Genomic DNA, 16,370 nt, shown 5'->3' with positions numbered 1-16,370 from the left:
AGTTATCCCGCACGGCGGCGCGATCACCCTGACGGCGGTGGACACTGACGTTGCCCCCGACTTTTATCCAGCGTGAGCGAGACTCCGAGTTTGAGTTTGGCTGTTTTGGTCGGGTTGGGCAACGGGGGCTGGCGCGGAGCTTTGCGGGTTGCGCAGCGTCTGGCCCCGTTGCGGGGTGAAGGTTTGGGCGAACTCGGCAGGCGTCTGCCAGCCAAGGCGTGAATGCGGGCGTTCGGTGTTGTAGTCCTTGCGCCAGACGGCGAGCATGGCGCGGGCGTGGTTCAGGGACGGGAACAGGGTCTCGTTCAAAAGCTCGTCTCTCAGGCGACCGTTGAAGCTCTCGATGAAGGCGTTCTGGGTCGGCTTGCCGGGCGCGATGTAGTGCCAGTCGATCTTGCGGTTGTCAGCGAAGGTCAGGATGGCGTTCGACGTAAACTCGGTCCCGTTGTCGCTGACCACCGTGATCGGCTTGCCGCGGGCCTCGAACAGGGTCGCCAACTCCCGCGCTACCCTTGCGCCAGATAAAGACGTGTCGGCGATCAGGGCAAGGCACTCCCGCGTGCAGTCATCCACAACGGTCAGCACGCGGAAGCGGCGGCCGTCGGTCAGTTGGTCGGAGACGAGGTCGAGCGACCAGCGCTGGTTCGGCATCAGCGGCAGCGTCATTGGGGCTCGCGTCCCTATCGCCCGCTTGCGCCCACCGCGGCGACGCACGTGCAGCCGCTCCTCGCGGTAGATGCGGAACAGACGCTTGTGGTTCACCTCATGCCCCTCGCGCCGCAAGAACACATGCAGCCGCCGATAGCCGAACCGGCGGCGCACCCGCGCCAGTTCTTTCAGCCGCTCACGCAGCACCGGGTCATCCTGACGGATCGCCTCGTAGCGCATGGTCATCCGGCAACAACCGATCACCCGACACGCCCGCCGCTCGCTCATCCCGTGATCTGCCACCAGATGCGCGACCGCTTGTCGCTTTGCGGCGGGCGTCACCACTTTTTTCCCAGGAGATCCTTCAGCGCGGCATTGTCGAGCATCGCATCCGCCAGCAACCGCTTCAGCCGGGCGTTTTCGTCCTCGAGACCCTTCAGCCGCTTGGCCTCGATCACATCCATACCGCCATACTTGGCTTTCCACTTGTAGACCGTCGCATCACTGACGCCATGCTTGCGGCACAGATCGGCGACGGAAATCACGGCCTCGTGCTCCTTCAGAATGCCGATGATCTGATCTTCGGTGAACCTGCTGCGCTTCATCTCTGGTCCTTTCAGTTGGGCCAGAGTCTACCTCAAACTGGATTAGGCGGAGGGGGAAACGTCACTCGGAGCCCTTTACGGTCATTGAGGTTGTCGGGGGCGGCATTTAGTCTTGCCGCTATGCAAGGAGGAGACCGTCGATGAACAATCTACGACAAGAGCACCGCGCGGCGTGCCATTGCGGTTCCGTGCGATTCAAGGTTCGCCTAACGGACGAGTTCAATACAGTTCGGAGGTGTTCATGTTCTTACTGCCGGATGCGGGGAGCCATCGCCGTTTCTGCACAACTCTCAGATATAGCGTTCGTTGAAGGTGAAGATAATTTAACGCTTTATCAATTTAATACTGGAACGGCGAAGCATTATTTTTGCAAGAACTGCGGGATCTACACGCATCACCAACGCCGCTCCAACCCAAGCCAGTTTGGTGTCAACGTCGCGTGTATTGATGGCGTTAGCCCATTCGATTTCCATGAAGTGCTGGTGATGGACGGTATTTCTCATCCTTCTGATGCCACTGGTGGCCCTAAAGTTGCAGAGTTTCTGCGGTTCAGTCCTGCTGAATAGTTGCAAGCGGCGACCGGCAGCTTCGTCCCGCATAGCCGACACTGCCCTGCCGCATTCGCTGCGGCAAGGATGAATGACCGCTACGGAGTAGCACCTTGAAGGAGCTGAATGGCAGAAGAGGGCCGACCGGGTCAATACGGTGGCGCGGGCCTCAAGAAGAGCTTGCCGCGACGCCGCATGACCGCTCCGAGCCCATACTGTCAGATGCCGCGCAATGCGCCAATAGCGGCTTTCCGCTTGCAATCGTTCCAATTGCAATGGAAAAAATCCATCAATCAGACTTCGTTGAAGGCCAATCCATGAAATCCATCTTCGCACTTATCATACCAGTGTGCGCTCTCTTCTCAATGACGGGAGTTCCGGCTGTGGCCGCCCCATCCGGGAACCAAATATGCAAGAAGATGATCTCCGAGGCGCGTGGTGGTGGGTTGTCGCAGAGCGATTGTCTTTGCACTTACCGCGTTGCGGATGCTGTCCTGGATGAGGACGTGAAATCTTTGTTGTTCGATTCTTGGTACAATGGGACGAACAACATGCAGGCAATCGAACGATTGCCCCAGCAAAATCGCGTCCGCAAACAACTTCGGACAATGCAACGCTCTCTCAAAGCAAATTGCGAATAGCCCAAAACAAATCCGACGATTGCTCTGGATTAGGACAACAGTTTCGAAAAGCGGCTGTTCGAGTGCCTGCAGCGATAGCTCACTTTGTCCGCATCGCCGACACTGCCCCGCCGCATTCGCTGCGGCAAGGATGAATGACCGCTACGGATTAGCACCTTGAAGGAGCTGAATGGCAGAAGAGGGCCGAACATGCCAAGAACGCCTTCACCACCCCTTCAAGACGCGTTTAACGCGCACCCGATACATCCGATTTAAACGCCTTCCGCCCCTCCCGCGCAGATTCCTGTGGGTAACCACGGCGAGCTGCTGGCCGCCAGGCGCGGGCCGTGCGAAGGGTAGCACCCTGCCCTAAGCCCTCTGAGGATCACTGTTTTCGGAAAATCGTTCTGCTGCAGGTTCTGCTGTCAAACTCTGCAGGTTTTGATGTCACGCTACAACAGCTACACCCACACACTTATGCACAGAAGATTTGCGCAGAATTTCCTTTACAGGCTTCCGCTTTGGCCACACCATATCTAGTAAGGGGGCGAACGGGCTTCCGCTGTAGGTTGCCCGAACCCCAGCCTCTTGTGGGTAACTTTCCCTCAGAGGCCTTATGAAGAGGCCGGGCCATGTCGCTTGCTGAAGATTTCCTGATCGGAGACGATCTGCACCCTATCGACCTCGTGGAAACGCTGGCCGCGGATCATCAGTGGGAGTTTGACCGGGTCACGGAAAATCAGATCGCCATGGCGGTCGAGGGGCTGTGGCGCACCTATTCGGTCACGCTGGCGTGGTCGCCGCAGGATGAAACCCTGCGCCTGATCTGCACCTTCGAGATGGAGCCGCCCGAACATCGCCTGCCCGAGCTTTTCGATGTGCTGAACCGCTGCAATGATCAGGTCTGGACCGGCGGCTTCACCTATTGGGCCGAGCAGAAGCTGATGGTCTGGCGATATGGCCTGTCGCTGGCGGGCGGGCAATATGCCGGGGCCGAGCAGCTGAACCACATGATCTCATCGGCCATCACCTCCTGCGAACGCTATTACCCGGCATTTCAGCTGGTCAGCTGGGGCGAACACTCTCCGGCCGACTCGATGAAGGTTGCCATTGCAGAGGCCTACGGGCGCGCCTAACCTCCCTGCGGACCAACAGGGGATAGGCATGACATTGGATACGGTGAACGACCGCGGGCTGGTGCTGCTGGGCTGTGGCAAGATGGGCTCGGCGATGCTGGAAGGCTGGCTGGCCCAAGGGGTGAAGCCTGGTGCTGTCTGGGTGATCGAACCCTCTCCCTCAGACTGGCTACGCGGCACCGGCGTGCATCTGAATGTGGATCTGCCCACCGCGCCGGCCATCGTGCTGCTGGCAGTCAAGCCGCAGATGATGGGGGCGGCACTGCCACAGGTGGTGGCGCTGGGCGGCGGCAAGACACTGTTCCTGTCGATCGCCGCAGGCACCACGATCGCCAGTTTCGAGGCGACGTTCGGCGCGGCCACACCGATCATCCGGGCGATGCCCAACACCCCGGCAGCGGTCGGGCGTGGCATCAGCGCCATTTGCGGCAATGCCAAGGCCAGCGAGTCGGATCTGCGTCTGGCCGAGGCGCTGCTGCGTGCTGTGGGTCAGGTGGTGCGGCTGGAGGGTGAACATCAGATGGATGCGGTCACGGCAGTGTCCGGCTCGGGCCCGGCCTATGTGTTCCACCTGATCGAGGCGCTGGCAGCGGCGGGCGAGGCGGAAGGCCTGCCTGCGCCGCTGGCGATGCAACTCGCCCGCGCCACCGTCACCGGCGCCGGGGAACTGGCGCATAGGGCGCCCGAGGCGGCGGCGCAACTGCGCATCAACGTCACCTCCCCCGGCGGCACGACGGCCGCGGCGCTGGCCGTGCTGATGGATGCCGAAACCGGCTTTCCCCCGCTGCTGCGCCGTGCGGTCAAGGCGGCGGCGGATCGCGGACGGGAGCTGGGCAAGTGAGCATCTCTTACGATGATTTCGCCAAGGTCGATATCCGCGTCGGCCGCATCACCCGGGCCGAACCCTTCCCCGAGGCGCGCAAACCGGCCTACAAGCTCTGGGTTGATTTCGGCGGCGAGCTTGGCGAAAAACGCTCCTCGGCGCAGATCACCGCCCATTACACCCCCGAGGGCCTGATCGGTCGGCAGGTGCTGGCCGTGGTCAACTTCCCGCCGCGCCAGATTGGCAAGGTCTTGTCCGAAGTACTGGTGCTGGGCGTGCCGGATGCGGCGGGCGAGGTCGTGCTGATCGGGCCGGGCCATGCGGTGCCCGAGGGCGGGAGGCTGTTCTGATGCGGCTGCTGATCACCCGGCCCCTGCCCGATGCCGTGGTGCAGGCGGCCAGGGCCCGGTTCGATGTGGTGCTGCGCGACAGCACCGCCCCGCTGACCGAGGCCGAACTGCGCGCCTCGCTGCGCGATTTCGATCTGGTGCTGCCGACGCTGGGCGATCTCTATACGGCGGCAGTCTTTGCCGATGTGCCCGCGCCGCGCGCGCGCCTGCTGGCGAATTTCGGCGTGGGCTACAACCATATCGACGCCACCGCCGCCCGTGCCGCCGGCATCGCCGTGACCAATACGCCGGGGGCCGTCACCGATGCGACGGCAGATATCGCGCTGACGCTGATACTGATGACCGCGCGCCGCGCGGGCGAAGGCGAACGGCTGGTGCGTTCAGGCGGCTGGCAGGGCTGGCACCCGGCGCAGATGCTCGGCCTGCATGTCAGCGGCAAGCGGCTGGGGCTGATCGGCATGGGTCGGATCGGTCAGGCCATCGCGCGGCGCTGCCATTACGGCTTCGGAATGGAGGTGGTGTTTCACAACCGCTCTGCCCTTGATCCGGGCCTGCCCGCCACCCAAGTGCCGCTGGCACAGGCCATGGCGGCAGATGTGGTGGTCGTCGCCGTGCCGGGTGGCCCGGCAACCCGCCATCTGATCAATACCGAGGCGCTGGCCCTGATGCAGCCCCATGCCATCCTGATCAATATCGCGCGCGGCGATGTGGTGGACGAAGCCGCGCTGATCGCCGCCCTGCAACAGGGCAGGCTCGCCGGGGCCGGGCTCGATGTCTATGAATTCGAACCGCGCGTACCAAAAGCGCTGACCGACCTGGAAAACGTCACGCTGCTGCCGCATCTGGGCACCGCCGCACTGGAGGTGCGCACGGCCATGGGCCTGATGGCGCTTGACAATCTGCTGGCTTATGCCGAGGGCAAACCCCTGCCAAATGCCGTGCCCTGACCATGGGCTTGCATTTTGCCCAAATACTCACCTCCCCCATCGCCGCAGCGGCCCCGTCCAAGATGACCGAGACCGCGCGCCGCCGCGCATGGCAATGCCGCCCGAGGGGCCTCGATGGCCCCGAGGGCGGCGCCGCCGCCCCGCTCCGGCCATGATCCTGTCGCGCGGCCGCCGCTACATCTTTGTCCATATCCCCAAGACCGGCGGCACGTCCCTCACTCTGGCGCTGGAGGCGCGGGCGATGAAGGACGATATCCTGATCGGCGATACCCCGAAGGCGCGGGCGCGCAAGGGGCGGCTGGCAGGGATGCAAGCGGCAGGGCGGCTGTGGAAACATTCCACCCTGGCGGATATCGCCGGTCTTGCCAGCGATGACGAGATCGCGGGCTTTTTCACCGTCACCCTGGTGCGCAATCCTTGGGACCGGCTGGTCAGCTATTATCACTGGCTGCGCGGCAAGCGGTTTGGCCATCCCGCCGTGGGCCTGTCACAGGCGCTGGACTTCCACAGCTTCCTGCATCATCCGGAAACGCAAACGGCGCTGAGCCTCTGGCCCGCCGCCGCCTATATGCGCGACCGTCATGGGGTGGAGCGCGCCAGCGCCTATCTGCGGCTGGAACATCTGGACCAGGATATCGCCCCCTTCGCGGCCCATCTGGGCTTTCGCCCCGGTCCGCTCGCGAAGGTCAATGCCTCGGATCGCCTGCGCGACTGGCGCGGCTATTACAGCGATGCCGATGCCGCAATGGTGGCCAGCCTCTTTGCCGAGGATATCGCGCGTTTTGGCTATGGCTTTGATGATGTCAGGCGTTGACCACCCGTGGGGCTTGGTTCAGCCCGGCTGGCAATAGGTCTGCTTGCTGACCCAGTTGGCCATCTCGGCCCGTTTCTCGCCCTTGCGGAACGGCATCCAGTCGCGCCCGATGCCCTGACGGCCATTGCCCACCGCCACGCCATCCCGCTCCACATGATGCGCCACCATCTCCACCGCGCAGGCCAGATTGGCAGTGCCATCCTTCAGCGCCGAGGGCGAGGTCGCGTCACAGCCGTAATTTGCAGCCGAGCGCGGCGAGATCTGCATGATGCCGATATATTTGCCGCCCCCGCCCGCCGCGCGGGGATTATAGCTGCTTTCATACTTGCCGACCGCCGAGATCAGCGCGACCCAGAAGGCCCGGCGCTCCATCAGGCTCGCCTCTTCGTAACCGGGGCACCATTGGGCGATGTCGGCGGGCACACGGGTGGCCAGCGCCTGATCTTCCTCGGCCACGGCCATCAGGGTTTTCACGGTCCATTCGGCGGCTTCGGGCCGGGTGTCCCAGCGCATCGAGGGTGGCGTGGCACGTCCGACAAGATCGGTTGTTTCGGTTGTGCACCCCGCCACGGCGAGGGCCAATGCAACCCCGATCATCCCGGCTTTTACCCGCATCTGCGACCCTGTAGCAGCGACGCGTCCAATGCGCGACGCCCGGTTTGTGCCTTGCCACAGGCGTTTGAGGCAAGCGTCACGATTCCGGATGCGCGAAAATCCGCCCGTCGCGGCTTGCCGGGCGGGGCGGCTCTGCCTATGAAGGGGCGCAGAATACGCCCAATTTTACCGGGGGAAACCGATGCTCGACCTGACTTACACCGCCCCGAAACCCAAGGTGATCGCCGGGGCCAAACATGATTGGGAACTGGTGATCGGCATGGAAATCCATGCGCAGGTCTCGTCCAATGCCAAGCTGTTTTCCGGGGCCTCGACCCAGGTCGGCGCAGAGCCGAACAGCAATGTCAGTTTCGTCGATTGCGCCATGCCGGGCATGCTGCCGGTCATCAATGACTACTGCGTGGAACAGGCGGTGCGCACCGGCCTCGGGCTCAAGGCGCAGATCAATCTGTTCTCGGCCTTCGACCGCAAGAACTACTTCTATCCCGACCTGCCGCAGGGCTATCAGATCAGCCAGCTTTATCACCCCATCGTGGGCGAAGGCGAGGTGATGGTGGAACTGGCGCCGGGCGTGGGCCGTCTGGTGCGGATCGAGCGGATCCACCTGGAACAGGACGCGGGCAAGTCGATCCATGACATGGATCCGACGATGAGCTTCGTCGATTTCAACCGCACCGGCGTGGCCCTGATGGAGATCGTCAGCCGCCCCGACATTCGCGGCCCGGAAGAGGCTGCGGCCTATGTCGTCAAGCTGCGCCAGATCCTGCGGTATCTGGGCACCTGTGATGGCAACATGCAGAACGGCAACCTGCGCGCCGATGTGAACGTGTCGGTCTGCCGCCCCGGTCAGTATGAAAAATATCAGGAAACGCAGGACTTTAGCCATCTTGGCACGCGGTGCGAACTGAAGAACATGAACTCCATGCGCTTCATCCAGATGGCAATTGATTACGAGGCCCGCCGCCAGATCGCCATTCTGGAGGATGGCGGCGAGGTGGTGCAGGAAACCCGCCTCTATGACCCGGACCGCAACGAAACCCGGTCGATGCGCAGCAAGGAAGAGGCGCATGACTACCGCTATTTCCCCTGCCCCGACCTGCTGCCGCTGGAGCTGGATCAGGCCTGGGTGGATGACATCGCCGCCGCGATGCCGGAACTGCCGGATGCCAAGAAAGCCCGCTTCATGGGCGATTTCGGCCTGACCGATTATGATGCCAATGTGCTGACCGCCGATCTGGAAAGTGCTGCGTTTTTCGAGGCGGTGGCGCAGGGCCGCGATGGCAAGATTGCCGCGAACTGGGTGATCAACGAACTGTTCGGGCGGCTGAACAAAGAGGGCAAGTCGATCACCGACAGTCCGGTTTCGGTGGCGCAACTGGGCGGTATGCTGGATCTGCTGGGCAAGGGCGAGATCACCGGAAAAATGGCCAAGGAGCTGTTCGAAATCCTGTGGTCCGAAGGCGGCGATCCGGCCGAAGTGGCAGCGGCGCGCGGCATGAAAGCCGTGACCGATACCGGCGCGATCGAAGCGGCGCTGGATGCGCTGATTGCCGACAATCCGGCGCAGGTTGAAAAGGCCAAGGTCAATGCCAAGCTGGCGGGCTGGTTCACCGGGCAGGTGTTGAAAGCCACTGGTGGCAAGGCCGACCCAGCGGTGGTCAATGCGATGGTGGCCCAGAAGCTCGGCCTCTGACCGGGGGCTGACAGGCTGGCAGGGGGCGCTCCGACCGGGGCGCCCCTTGTGATTCGGGGGGCTTGGGGGAATCGTCGGCTGTGCAGGACATGCGCGCGGCCCATTCCGGCAGGTCGCCTGACATGCGCTGCATCGGGCGCGCGGGCGTCACAGACGTGTCGGCGGAACCCGTTCGCGCCATCCGGCATTTGCTTTGCACCGGGGCGGATGCCATATGCACAGCAGCACAAGACCCCAAGATGCCGCGCTTCTGAAAGGCCCGCCCATGACCACGCTGATCCCTGCCCTGTCCGAGATTTCGCGCAATTACCGCGCAGTGTTCTGTGATCTCTGGGGCTGCCTGCACAATGGCCAGACCCCCTTCCCCACAGCAGTGACCGCCTTGCAGCAGTTTCGCGCCGCGGGTGGCACCGTTGTGCTGATGACCAACGCACCCCGCCCCTTTGGCAGCGTGGCCGCACAGCTGGAGCTGATCGGCGCGCCGCGCGACTGTTATGACATGATCGTCTCGTCCGGCGATGCGGCGCAATATGCGCTGGTCACCGGTGCCGTGGGCTTCAAGGTGCATCACATCGGCCCCGAAAAGGATCTGGCCTTCTTTACCGATCTGCCGCCCGATTTGCTGGCGCTTGCCAAACAGCATCCGCCGGTGGAGCGGGTGCCGCTGGATCAGGCCGAGGGCATCGTCTGCACCGGCCCCTTCGATGATGCCATCGACACGCCCGAGGATTACCGCGCGACCCTTCTTTATGCCAAGACCAAGGGCCTGAAACTGCTCTGTGCCAACCCGGATATTGTGGTCGATATGGGCGAAAAGCGCATCTATTGCGCAGGCGCGCTGGCGCAGGCCTATGATGCCATGGGCGGGGAAAGCCTGTATTTCGGCAAGCCCCACCCGCCGATCTATGATCTGGCCCGCCGCAAGCTGGCCGAAACCGTCGGCTCGATCCCCAATGACGAGATCCTGTGCATCGGCGATGGCCCGCGCACCGATGTGATGGGCGGCATCAGCGAAGGCATCGACACGCTGTTCATCACCGGCGGCATCGAGGCCAAGCAGTTCGGCCCGGATGCCGCCGCCCCCGATCCGGCCTTGCTGGACCGTTGGCTGGCGCAGGAACAGCTGTCACCCAGCTATGCGATGGGCCATCTGCGCTGATCCTCTCCGCAACTTTATTGCGACCTTCGTCACACAGGCGTCCAAAAATTACCCGACCGATTGCGCTGCATCGCAGCATCTGCTACGTTGCAGCGCAGTAACCCGGAGGATTCGCAGGATGCTCGACAATATGCCCCGAGGCACGATCTGTATCGAAGACATCGAAATCGGCATGATCCGCCATTTGCGCAAAACCGTCACCGACCGGGATATCGAGCTGTTTGCCGAGGTCTCGACGGATCGGAACCCGGTGCATCTGGATGAGGCCTATGCGCAGGACACGATCTTTCAGGGCCGCATCGCCCATGGGATGCTGACGGCGGGCCTGATTTCGGCGGTGATCGGCGAACAGCTTCCCGGCCATGGCACGGTTTATCTGGGCCAGAGCCTGAAATTCATGGCCCCCGTGCGCCCCGGCGATACCGTGTATGCCGAGGTCAAAGTGACCGCGATCGACCATGCCAAACGCCGTGTCACCCTTGAAACCCATTGCGCAGTGGGTAATACCGTTGTTCTGAAGGGGGAGGCGCTGGTTCTGGCGCCAAGCCGCAAGTTCGACTGAGGGCCGATGCCCTCACCACGGGGCCTTATGAAGATTATCAAGCACTGGCAAGGACTTGATCCCAAAGACCGCGGTGCATCGGTTGCCATGGGCAATTTTGACGGTGTGCATCTGGGCCACCGCTCGGTGATCGAGGTGGCGGCGGCTCAGGGCCCGCTGGGTGTTCTGACCTTTGAGCCGCATCCCCGCGAGTTTTTTGCCCCCGATGCCCCGCCCTTCCGGTTGATGAATGCCGAAGCCCGCGCCAACCGGCTGGCCAAGCTGGGGGTGCAGACCCTGTTCGAGCTGCCTTTCGGCGTTGAGATGGCCTCGCTGTCGCCGGATGAATTCGCGCAGCAGGTTCTGGCCGAGGGGCTTGGCATCGCGCATGTCACCGTCGGGTCGGATTTCTGTTTCGGCAAGGGCCGCAAGGGCACGATTGACGATCTGCAACAGCTTGGCACCCGCTACGGCTTTGGCGTGACCATTGCGCCGCTGATGCGGGCGGGCGGCAAGGAGATTTCGTCCACCGCCATCCGCAATGCGCTGTCCGAAGGCCGCCCGCGCGATGCCGCGACCATGCTGGGCCATTTGCACCGGATCGAGGGTGAGGTGATCCATGGCGAAAAACGCGGGCGCGAGTTGGGCTTTCCCACTGCAAATATGTCAGTGGCCGGGCTGCATCTGCCCCGGCTTGGTGTCTACGCCGTCAAGGTCGATGTGCTGACCGGGCCAGATACCGGCAGCTATGGCGGCGCGGCCAGTCTGGGCGTGCGGCCGATGTTTGGCGAAAACACCCCCAACCTTGAAACCTATCTCTTTGATTTCAAGGGCGATCTTTACGGCCAGCACCTATCGGTCGCGCTGGTCGATTATCTGCGCCCCGAACTGAAGTTTGATGGCCTGCCTGCGTTGATTGCGCAGATGGACAGTGATTGCAGCCGCGCCCGCGCCGTTCTGGCGGCGGCGTGATGCGGGCGCGTTTCTGGGAAACCGTGCCGCTGAAGAAGATGACTCCCGAAGAATGGGAGGCGCTGTGCGACGGCTGCGGCAAATGCTGCCTCAACAAGATCGAGTTCGAGGATACCGGCGAAGTGGCCTTTACCAAGGTGGCTTGCCGCTTGCTCGATGGTGAAACCTGCCGGTGCACACAATATCCGATCCGCAAGCAATTCGTGCCGGATTGTGTGCAGCTGACCCCGGCCACCCTGCCGAAAATCGCCTATTGGATGCCGCGCACCTGCGCCTACCGGCTGCTTTATGAAGGCAAACCCATTCCCGACTGGCACCCGCTGCGCACGGGCGACCCCAATTCCGTGCATGAGGCAGGCGCTTCGGTGCGCGGCTGGACCGTGCCGGAATTCGAGGTGAACGAAGAGGATTGGGAAGATTACATCATCGACGAGACGCCATGATCTTCACCTCTGACAACGCCGCCCCCGCCCCGCCCGAAGTCATGGAGGCCCTGCTGCGGGCCAATGCGGGTTATGCGCGTTCTTATGGTGCGGATGATCTGACGGCCGAGGTGCAAGACCGCATCCGCAGGATCTTTGCCGCCCCAGAGGCCATCGTGCATCTGGTGCCCACCGGCACGGCGGCCAATGCGCTGGCTCTCGCCAGCTTTTGCGCGCCATGGTCGGCGGTGTTCTGCCACACCCATGCCCATATCGCTGAAGACGAATGTGGCGCGCCCGAGTTTTTCAGCCATGGCGCCAAACTGGTTCTGGTGCCGGGGGCGCACGGCAAGATGCAGCCCGACGCGCTGGCGCAGGCGCTGGCCAGAACCGGCACGGGCGGCGTGCATGGCGTGCAGCGCGGCATGTTGTCCCTGACCAATGTGACCGAGGCGGGCACCGTCTATACTGCTACCGAAACGGCGGCGCTGACCGCGCTGGCCCGTGCGCAGGGGCTGCCCTGCCATCTGGATGGCGCGCGCTTTGCCAATGCCCTGATCGCGACCGGAGCGGCTCCTGCCGATCTGACGTGGCGCGCGGGCATTGACGTGCTGTCCTTTGGTGGCACCAAGAACGGCCTGCTGGGGGTCGAGGCGGTGGTGTTCTTTCACCCCGAAAAGGCATGGGAGTTCGAACTACGCCGCAAACGCGCCGGGCATCTGGTATCGAAATCACGCTACCTTGCCGCACAGATGGCGGCCATGCTGACGGATGAGCGGTGGCTGCACTGGGCCTCGCAGGCCAATGCCATGGCGGCCCGGCTGGCACAGGGGTTGCAGGCCGCTGGTGTGACCATGGCGCATCCCGTGCAGGGCAATATCCTGTTCCCGCAATGGCACCTCGGCACCTCGACACGGCTGCGCGCGGCGGGGGCGATGTTTTATGACATGCCTGCGCCCGAGGGCCAAGAAGGCGCGCGGCTGGTCACCAGCTGGTGCACCAGCCCTGCCGAGGTTGATGCCTTTCTGTCCCTGTTCACAGGCTGAGGATCACCCGCGCCACCTCTGCCGGATGGGTGATCGGCAGCATATGCCCCGCCCCTGCCACAACATGCCGCCGCGCCATCGGCAAACGATCCGCCAAGGCGCGATGGATCGCCGCGATGACCGGCGGGCTGTCTCCCCCTTCGATCAGCAGCGTGGGCCGGGTCAGCGCCTCCAGCCGCCCCGGGGCCAGCATCTGCGCCACATCCTGCAACAGCACCGGATTCTGCGCCCGCACCAGCGGCATCCGCGCGGTCATATAGGCCCGCTGCGCCTCGGGTAGCGCGGCAAAGGCCCCGACACCCCAGCGCCCATGAAACAGCGCTGCGGCCTGTTCGGGGTGATCTTCCATCGCCGCATCAACTGCCTGATATTCGGCAGCAAAGGCCAGAAATTCGGGCGCGTTGACCGCCTGTGCCGCGGCAAACAGCACAGGTTCGATCAGGATCAACCGCTGCACCAGATCGGGGCGCTCCAGCGCCAGCCGCAGCGCAATGGTGGCGCCGAAACTGTGGCCGAGCAGATCCAGCGGGCCGCCGATCTGATCGGCCAGCGCGGTTGCCATGCGCGTGGCCACGCTGTGCAGATCTTCGGTGCCCAGCCAAGGTTCGCTGCGCCCATGCCCAGGCAGATCCGGCGCGGTCAGGCTGATGCCACCCGGCAACTGCGCCGCGAGCCCCGCCCAGGCCCCCGCATGGGCCAGCGAGCAATGCAGCGCCAGCATCTGCCTTGGCCCCTGCCCCCAATGGCGATAGCTGCTGCGATGGCCTCCCAGCACCGCCTCGGCCATCAGGCGCGCCCTGCCAGATAGAGATCAAGATCCTCGATGTGATCCTGCCCCCAAAAACATTCGTCGCCCACCATGTAGAACGGCACGCCAAAGGCCCCGCGCGACACCGCCTCTTCCAGATTGACCGCATAGGTTTCGGCCGCGCTCAACATGCCGCGATCCGCGACATTGGCGGCAAATCCCGCCTTGACCAGTTCTTCGCGGATCACCTCATCCTCGGCGATATTGCGGTTCTCGGCCCAGCAGGCCCGCGCCAGACCATGTGCCAGCGCCCCAACATCACCGCCGCCCGCCGCCTGTGCCGCGATGATCGCATAACCCGAAGGCGCGGGGTTCACCGGCCAGAACTGCGGTTGCAGGTTGATCGGCAGGCCCAGTTTCGCAGATTGCCGCCGCAATTCCTGCAGGCGATAGGCCTTGCGGCTGTCATGGCGCTGCGCCAGCGTCACGCCGCCGGTGCGGGCAAACAGCGCCGCCGGATCCAGCGGCTTGTAATGGATCGAGGCCCCGTGTTTGGCGGCCACCGCCTCCAGCCGCTGCCCCGCCAGATAAACGAAGGGCGAGACCGTGGCGAAAAAGTAGTCGATATGGGCCATTTGACATTCCTGTGCTGCACGCGGTTTGCGCAGACCCTAGCCCGGTGATAAGCGGTGTCAACGCCCCCGACCGGCTGCGAATCCCTTGGCCGGCCCCCAGTTACAGGACCAGACCCATGGCAGCCATGACAGAGCCGAAGCTGATCTCCGGCAATGCGAACCTCAGCCTCGCAAAAACCATCGCGCGACGCATGTCGATGCACCGGGGCATGTCGGTCGGATTGGTCGATGCCCGGGTGGAGCGATTCAATGATCAGGAGATCTTCGTCGAAGTCTACGAAAACGTCCGGGGCGAGGATATGTATATCATCCAACCCACTTCGAACCCGGCCAATGACAACCTGATGGAACTCTTGATCATTGCCGATGCGCTGCGCCGCTCCAGCGCCGACCGTATCACCGCCGTGATCCCCTATTTCGGCTATGCCCGCCAGGACCGCCGCGCCAAGGCCCGCACGCCGATCAGTGCCAAGCTGGTGGCGAACCTGATCACCGAGGCCGGCATCGACCGCGTGCTGACGCTCGATCTGCACGCCGCACAGATCCAGGGCTTCTTCGACATTCCGGTGGACAACCTCTATGCCAGCCCGGTGTTTGCGCTGGATATCGAACATCACTTCAAGGGCAAGATGGAAGACCTGATGGTCGTCTCGCCCGACGTGGGCGGCGTGGCCCGCGCGCGCGAGCTTGCCAAGCGCATCAACGCACCTTTGGCCATCGTCGACAAACGCCGCGAAAAGGCCGGGGAAGTGGCCGAAATGACGGTGATCGGCAATGTCGAAGGCAAACGATGCATCATCGTCGATGACATCTGCGATACCGCAGGCACCCTGTGCAAAGCCGCCGAAGTGCTGATGGAAAATGGCGCAACCGAAGTGCACAGCTATATCACCCATGGCGTGCTGTCCGGCCCGGCGGTGGAGCGTGTGTCGAAATCGGTGATGAAATCGCTGGTGATCACCGATTCCATCGAACCGACCGAAGCGGTGAAGGCCTGCCCGAATATCCGTATCGTGCCGACCGCGCCCATGTTCGCACAAGCCATCCTGAACATCTGGCACGGCACCTCGGTCTCGTCGCTGTTTGAAACGGAAACTCTCGTACCGATCTATGAAGGCATGTACAAGCTCGACTGACCTGCCTTTGGCCGTGGGCGGGGCCTGCCCGCCTGCGGTCAGTACAGATCCCAGTCATCCTCGCTTTTGACCGGGCCAATCGCCGTCCAATCCGCCCGGACGCGCGCCACGCGCGTATCGCCCCAGGTGCGGAACACCAGATGAAATCCCTCGGTCGTCACATTCTCGGCGCTGATATCGGCGCGGGAATTGGTTTTCTGGTCCATGTCCCACATGGAAATCCCCACCATCACCGCAGGCACTTCCAGAAACGCTTCCTTGAAGTGGACGATATGGCGGCTTTCGCGCGGCCCCTGCCCTGTCCACATCACGCCGCCATCGGCAAAATCCGAAAACAGCACACGGCTGCCTTGCAGGACACCGAAGGAACTGGTGCTGATGCGTTTCATGGCGTCTGTCTCCTCCCCCGAAGTGGGGATCGCACCGAATCCGGGCTAAAGTTTGGTAACACAATGAAAAAGGCCCCGAAAGCTTCGGGGCCTTTCCAAATCATCGGCGTGAACCGAATTCAGCGCGCGGTGGCACCACGGATGGCGATATAGTCATTCACCATCTTTTCCGCCGCATCGCGCTGATCTGCCGGGGCCGCTGCGGCCTGAGCGCGGGCATCGGCCACCAGCTCATCCAGAATGGCAGGCGTCAGCTCTTCAACCGGGATCGCGCGCTCGGCCAGGACCGACACGCTCGACGCGGTGATTTCCGCAAAGCCGCCGGTCACGGCATAGGCCTTGGTTCCGGCCGCAGACACCGCCTTGAGGATGCCGGGACGCAGAGTGGTGATGGTGGGGGCATGCCCCTCCATCGCCGTCAGGTCGCCGTCAGCCCCCGGAATCTGCACCTCGGTGGCCTGAACGGAAGCAAGCTTCCGCTCGGGCGACACGAGGTCGAATTGCAGGGTGTTGGCCATCTATG

Annotated in this window: 20 protein-coding genes; 14 read left to right on the top strand and 6 right to left on the bottom strand. The window is 63.2% G+C overall.

Annotation, left to right across the window (positions count from 1 at the left end):
- Positions 1–63: 63 nt before the first annotated feature.
- A protein-coding gene (locus tag KM031_RS14360; RefSeq protein ID WP_260691981.1) for an IS3 family transposase occupies positions 64–1,253 on the bottom strand; the annotation gives its coding sequence in 2 pieces (ribosomal slippage) (positions 64–995 and positions 995–1,253; 1,191 coding nt in all).
- 140 nt (positions 1,254–1,393) lie between these two features.
- Between KM031_RS14360 and KM031_RS14355 the strand changes: the two genes are divergently transcribed.
- The 7 genes from KM031_RS14355 to KM031_RS14325 all read left to right on the top strand — a co-directional run bounded on the left by KM031_RS14355 (position 1,394) and on the right by KM031_RS14325 (position 6,491).
- Positions 1,394–1,819, top strand: a complete 426-nt coding sequence (locus tag KM031_RS14355; protein ID WP_215506748.1) for a GFA family protein — start codon at positions 1,394–1,396, stop codon at positions 1,817–1,819.
- Positions 1,820–1,914: 95 nt separating this feature from the next.
- Entirely contained in the window at positions 1,915–2,442 is a 528-nt protein-coding gene (locus tag KM031_RS14350) for a hypothetical protein (protein WP_215506750.1), read from the top strand.
- Between the two features lie 611 nt (positions 2,443–3,053).
- Positions 3,054–3,557 carry a type III secretion system chaperone family protein gene (locus KM031_RS14345; RefSeq protein WP_215506752.1) on the top strand — a complete coding sequence of 168 codons (504 nt, stop codon included), beginning with the start codon at positions 3,054–3,056 and terminating at the stop codon, positions 3,555–3,557.
- Positions 3,558–3,585: 28 nt separating this feature from the next.
- A complete protein-coding gene (gene proC / locus KM031_RS14340) occupies positions 3,586–4,398 on the top strand; it encodes a pyrroline-5-carboxylate reductase (RefSeq protein ID WP_215506754.1) in 813 nt (270 codons plus the stop codon).
- Positions 4,395–4,730: a tRNA-binding protein gene (locus tag KM031_RS14335; protein WP_215506756.1), complete on the top strand. Its 336-nt coding sequence runs from the start codon at positions 4,395–4,397 to the stop codon at positions 4,728–4,730. Before proC ends, KM031_RS14335 begins: the two co-directional genes overlap by 4 nt.
- Complete coding sequence (locus tag KM031_RS14330) at positions 4,730–5,677, top strand: 2-hydroxyacid dehydrogenase (RefSeq protein WP_215506757.1); 948 nt, start codon at positions 4,730–4,732, stop codon at positions 5,675–5,677. Before KM031_RS14335 ends, KM031_RS14330 begins: the two co-directional genes overlap by 1 nt.
- Before the next feature lie 151 nt (positions 5,678–5,828).
- On the top strand, positions 5,829–6,491 hold the full coding sequence (locus KM031_RS14325) for a sulfotransferase family 2 domain-containing protein (RefSeq protein WP_215506758.1): 663 nt from the start codon (positions 5,829–5,831) through the stop codon (positions 6,489–6,491).
- Positions 6,492–6,509: 18 nt separating this feature from the next.
- On the opposite strand, the gene KM031_RS14320 is transcribed toward KM031_RS14325, so the two are convergent.
- Positions 6,510–7,106, bottom strand: a complete 597-nt coding sequence (locus KM031_RS14320) for a transglycosylase SLT domain-containing protein (protein WP_215506760.1) — start codon at positions 7,104–7,106, stop codon at positions 6,510–6,512.
- Between the two features lie 181 nt (positions 7,107–7,287).
- Here KM031_RS14320 and gatB point away from each other — a divergent pair, with 181 nt between their 5' ends.
- The 6 genes from gatB (at position 7,288) to KM031_RS14290 (ending at position 12,939) form a co-directional block, all read left to right on the top strand.
- A complete protein-coding gene (gene gatB, locus KM031_RS14315) occupies positions 7,288–8,799 on the top strand; it encodes an Asp-tRNA(Asn)/Glu-tRNA(Gln) amidotransferase subunit GatB (RefSeq protein WP_215506761.1) in 1,512 nt (503 codons plus the stop codon).
- 265 nt (positions 8,800–9,064) lie between these two features.
- Positions 9,065–9,958 (top strand): TIGR01459 family HAD-type hydrolase, encoded by an 894-nt coding sequence (locus tag KM031_RS14310; protein WP_215506763.1) that lies wholly within the window; start codon positions 9,065–9,067, stop codon positions 9,956–9,958.
- Positions 9,959–10,076: 118 nt separating this feature from the next.
- The gene (locus KM031_RS14305; protein ID WP_215506765.1) at positions 10,077–10,520 is read left to right on the top strand and encodes a MaoC family dehydratase; all 444 of its coding nucleotides are present in this window, start codon (positions 10,077–10,079) and stop codon (positions 10,518–10,520) included.
- Between the two features lie 27 nt (positions 10,521–10,547).
- Complete coding sequence (locus KM031_RS14300) at positions 10,548–11,471, top strand: bifunctional riboflavin kinase/FAD synthetase (RefSeq protein WP_215506766.1); 924 nt, start codon at positions 10,548–10,550, stop codon at positions 11,469–11,471.
- On the top strand, positions 11,471–11,914 hold the full coding sequence (locus KM031_RS14295; protein WP_215506768.1) for a YcgN family cysteine cluster protein: 444 nt from the start codon (positions 11,471–11,473) through the stop codon (positions 11,912–11,914). Before KM031_RS14300 ends, KM031_RS14295 begins: the two co-directional genes overlap by 1 nt.
- A complete protein-coding gene (locus tag KM031_RS14290) occupies positions 11,911–12,939 on the top strand; it encodes a threonine aldolase family protein (RefSeq protein ID WP_215506770.1) in 1,029 nt (342 codons plus the stop codon). Before KM031_RS14295 ends, KM031_RS14290 begins: the two co-directional genes overlap by 4 nt.
- On the opposite strand, the gene KM031_RS14285 is transcribed toward KM031_RS14290, so the two are convergent.
- Positions 12,929–13,726: an alpha/beta fold hydrolase gene (locus KM031_RS14285; RefSeq protein ID WP_215506772.1), complete on the bottom strand. Its 798-nt coding sequence runs from the start codon at positions 13,724–13,726 to the stop codon at positions 12,929–12,931. The genes KM031_RS14290 and KM031_RS14285 overlap by 11 nt on opposite strands.
- Positions 13,726–14,322: a 2-hydroxychromene-2-carboxylate isomerase gene (locus KM031_RS14280; protein ID WP_215506773.1), complete on the bottom strand. Its 597-nt coding sequence runs from the start codon at positions 14,320–14,322 to the stop codon at positions 13,726–13,728. The genes KM031_RS14285 and KM031_RS14280 overlap by 1 nt, the downstream gene beginning before the upstream one ends.
- Before the next feature lie 116 nt (positions 14,323–14,438).
- On the opposite strand from KM031_RS14280, the gene KM031_RS14275 reads away from it, so the two are divergent.
- Positions 14,439–15,458, top strand: a complete 1,020-nt coding sequence (locus tag KM031_RS14275) for a ribose-phosphate pyrophosphokinase (RefSeq protein WP_215506775.1) — start codon at positions 14,439–14,441, stop codon at positions 15,456–15,458.
- A 38-nt stretch (positions 15,459–15,496) separates the two neighbouring features.
- On the opposite strand, the gene KM031_RS14270 is transcribed toward KM031_RS14275, so the two are convergent.
- Positions 15,497–15,847, bottom strand: coding sequence for an H-type lectin domain-containing protein (locus tag KM031_RS14270; RefSeq protein WP_215506777.1), 351 nt, complete (start codon positions 15,845–15,847; stop codon positions 15,497–15,499).
- Between the two features lie 119 nt (positions 15,848–15,966).
- On the bottom strand, positions 15,967–16,365 hold the full coding sequence (locus tag KM031_RS14265) for a F0F1 ATP synthase subunit epsilon (RefSeq protein WP_215506779.1): 399 nt from the start codon (positions 16,363–16,365) through the stop codon (positions 15,967–15,969).
- Positions 16,366–16,370 lie beyond the last annotated feature (5 nt).

The sequence above is a fragment of the Gemmobacter fulvus genome (assembly GCF_018798885.1).
Lineage (GTDB): Bacteria > Pseudomonadota > Alphaproteobacteria > Rhodobacterales > Rhodobacteraceae > Gemmobacter > Gemmobacter fulvus.
The sequence above is the reverse complement of the archived record's forward strand: the minus strand, read 5'-3'. Positions and strand labels throughout refer to the sequence as shown.

What these genes read in the sequence shown, in the direction of transcription:
- KM031_RS14305 (WP_215506765.1), top strand. Translation starts at nt 10,077, where the DNA reads ATGCTCGACAATATGCCCCGAGGCACGATCTGTATCGAAGACATCGAA.
- KM031_RS14345 (WP_215506752.1), top strand. Translation starts at nt 3,054, where the DNA reads ATGTCGCTTGCTGAAGATTTCCTGATCGGAGACGATCTGCACCCTATC.
- KM031_RS14275 (WP_215506775.1), top strand. Translation starts at nt 14,439, where the DNA reads ATGGCAGCCATGACAGAGCCGAAGCTGATCTCCGGCAATGCGAACCTC.
- KM031_RS14330 (WP_215506757.1), top strand. Translation starts at nt 4,730, where the DNA reads ATGCGGCTGCTGATCACCCGGCCCCTGCCCGATGCCGTGGTGCAGGCG.
- KM031_RS14325 (WP_215506758.1), top strand. Translation starts at nt 5,829, where the DNA reads ATGATCCTGTCGCGCGGCCGCCGCTACATCTTTGTCCATATCCCCAAG.
- KM031_RS14285 (WP_215506772.1), bottom strand. Translation starts at nt 13,726, where the DNA reads ATGGCCGAGGCGGTGCTGGGAGGCCATCGCAGCAGCTATCGCCATTGG.
- KM031_RS14310 (WP_215506763.1), top strand. Translation starts at nt 9,065, where the DNA reads ATGACCACGCTGATCCCTGCCCTGTCCGAGATTTCGCGCAATTACCGC.
- proC (WP_215506754.1), top strand. Translation starts at nt 3,586, where the DNA reads ATGACATTGGATACGGTGAACGACCGCGGGCTGGTGCTGCTGGGCTGT.
- KM031_RS14270 (WP_215506777.1), bottom strand. Translation starts at nt 15,847, where the DNA reads ATGAAACGCATCAGCACCAGTTCCTTCGGTGTCCTGCAAGGCAGCCGT.
- KM031_RS14355 (WP_215506748.1), top strand. Translation starts at nt 1,394, where the DNA reads ATGAACAATCTACGACAAGAGCACCGCGCGGCGTGCCATTGCGGTTCC.
- KM031_RS14320 (WP_215506760.1), bottom strand. Translation starts at nt 7,106, where the DNA reads ATGCGGGTAAAAGCCGGGATGATCGGGGTTGCATTGGCCCTCGCCGTG.
- KM031_RS14300 (WP_215506766.1), top strand. Translation starts at nt 10,548, where the DNA reads ATGAAGATTATCAAGCACTGGCAAGGACTTGATCCCAAAGACCGCGGT.
- gatB (WP_215506761.1), top strand. Translation starts at nt 7,288, where the DNA reads ATGCTCGACCTGACTTACACCGCCCCGAAACCCAAGGTGATCGCCGGG.
- KM031_RS14290 (WP_215506770.1), top strand. Translation starts at nt 11,911, where the DNA reads ATGATCTTCACCTCTGACAACGCCGCCCCCGCCCCGCCCGAAGTCATG.
- KM031_RS14295 (WP_215506768.1), top strand. Translation starts at nt 11,471, where the DNA reads ATGCGGGCGCGTTTCTGGGAAACCGTGCCGCTGAAGAAGATGACTCCC.
- KM031_RS14265 (WP_215506779.1), bottom strand. Translation starts at nt 16,365, where the DNA reads ATGGCCAACACCCTGCAATTCGACCTCGTGTCGCCCGAGCGGAAGCTT.
- KM031_RS14280 (WP_215506773.1), bottom strand. Translation starts at nt 14,322, where the DNA reads ATGGCCCATATCGACTACTTTTTCGCCACGGTCTCGCCCTTCGTTTAT.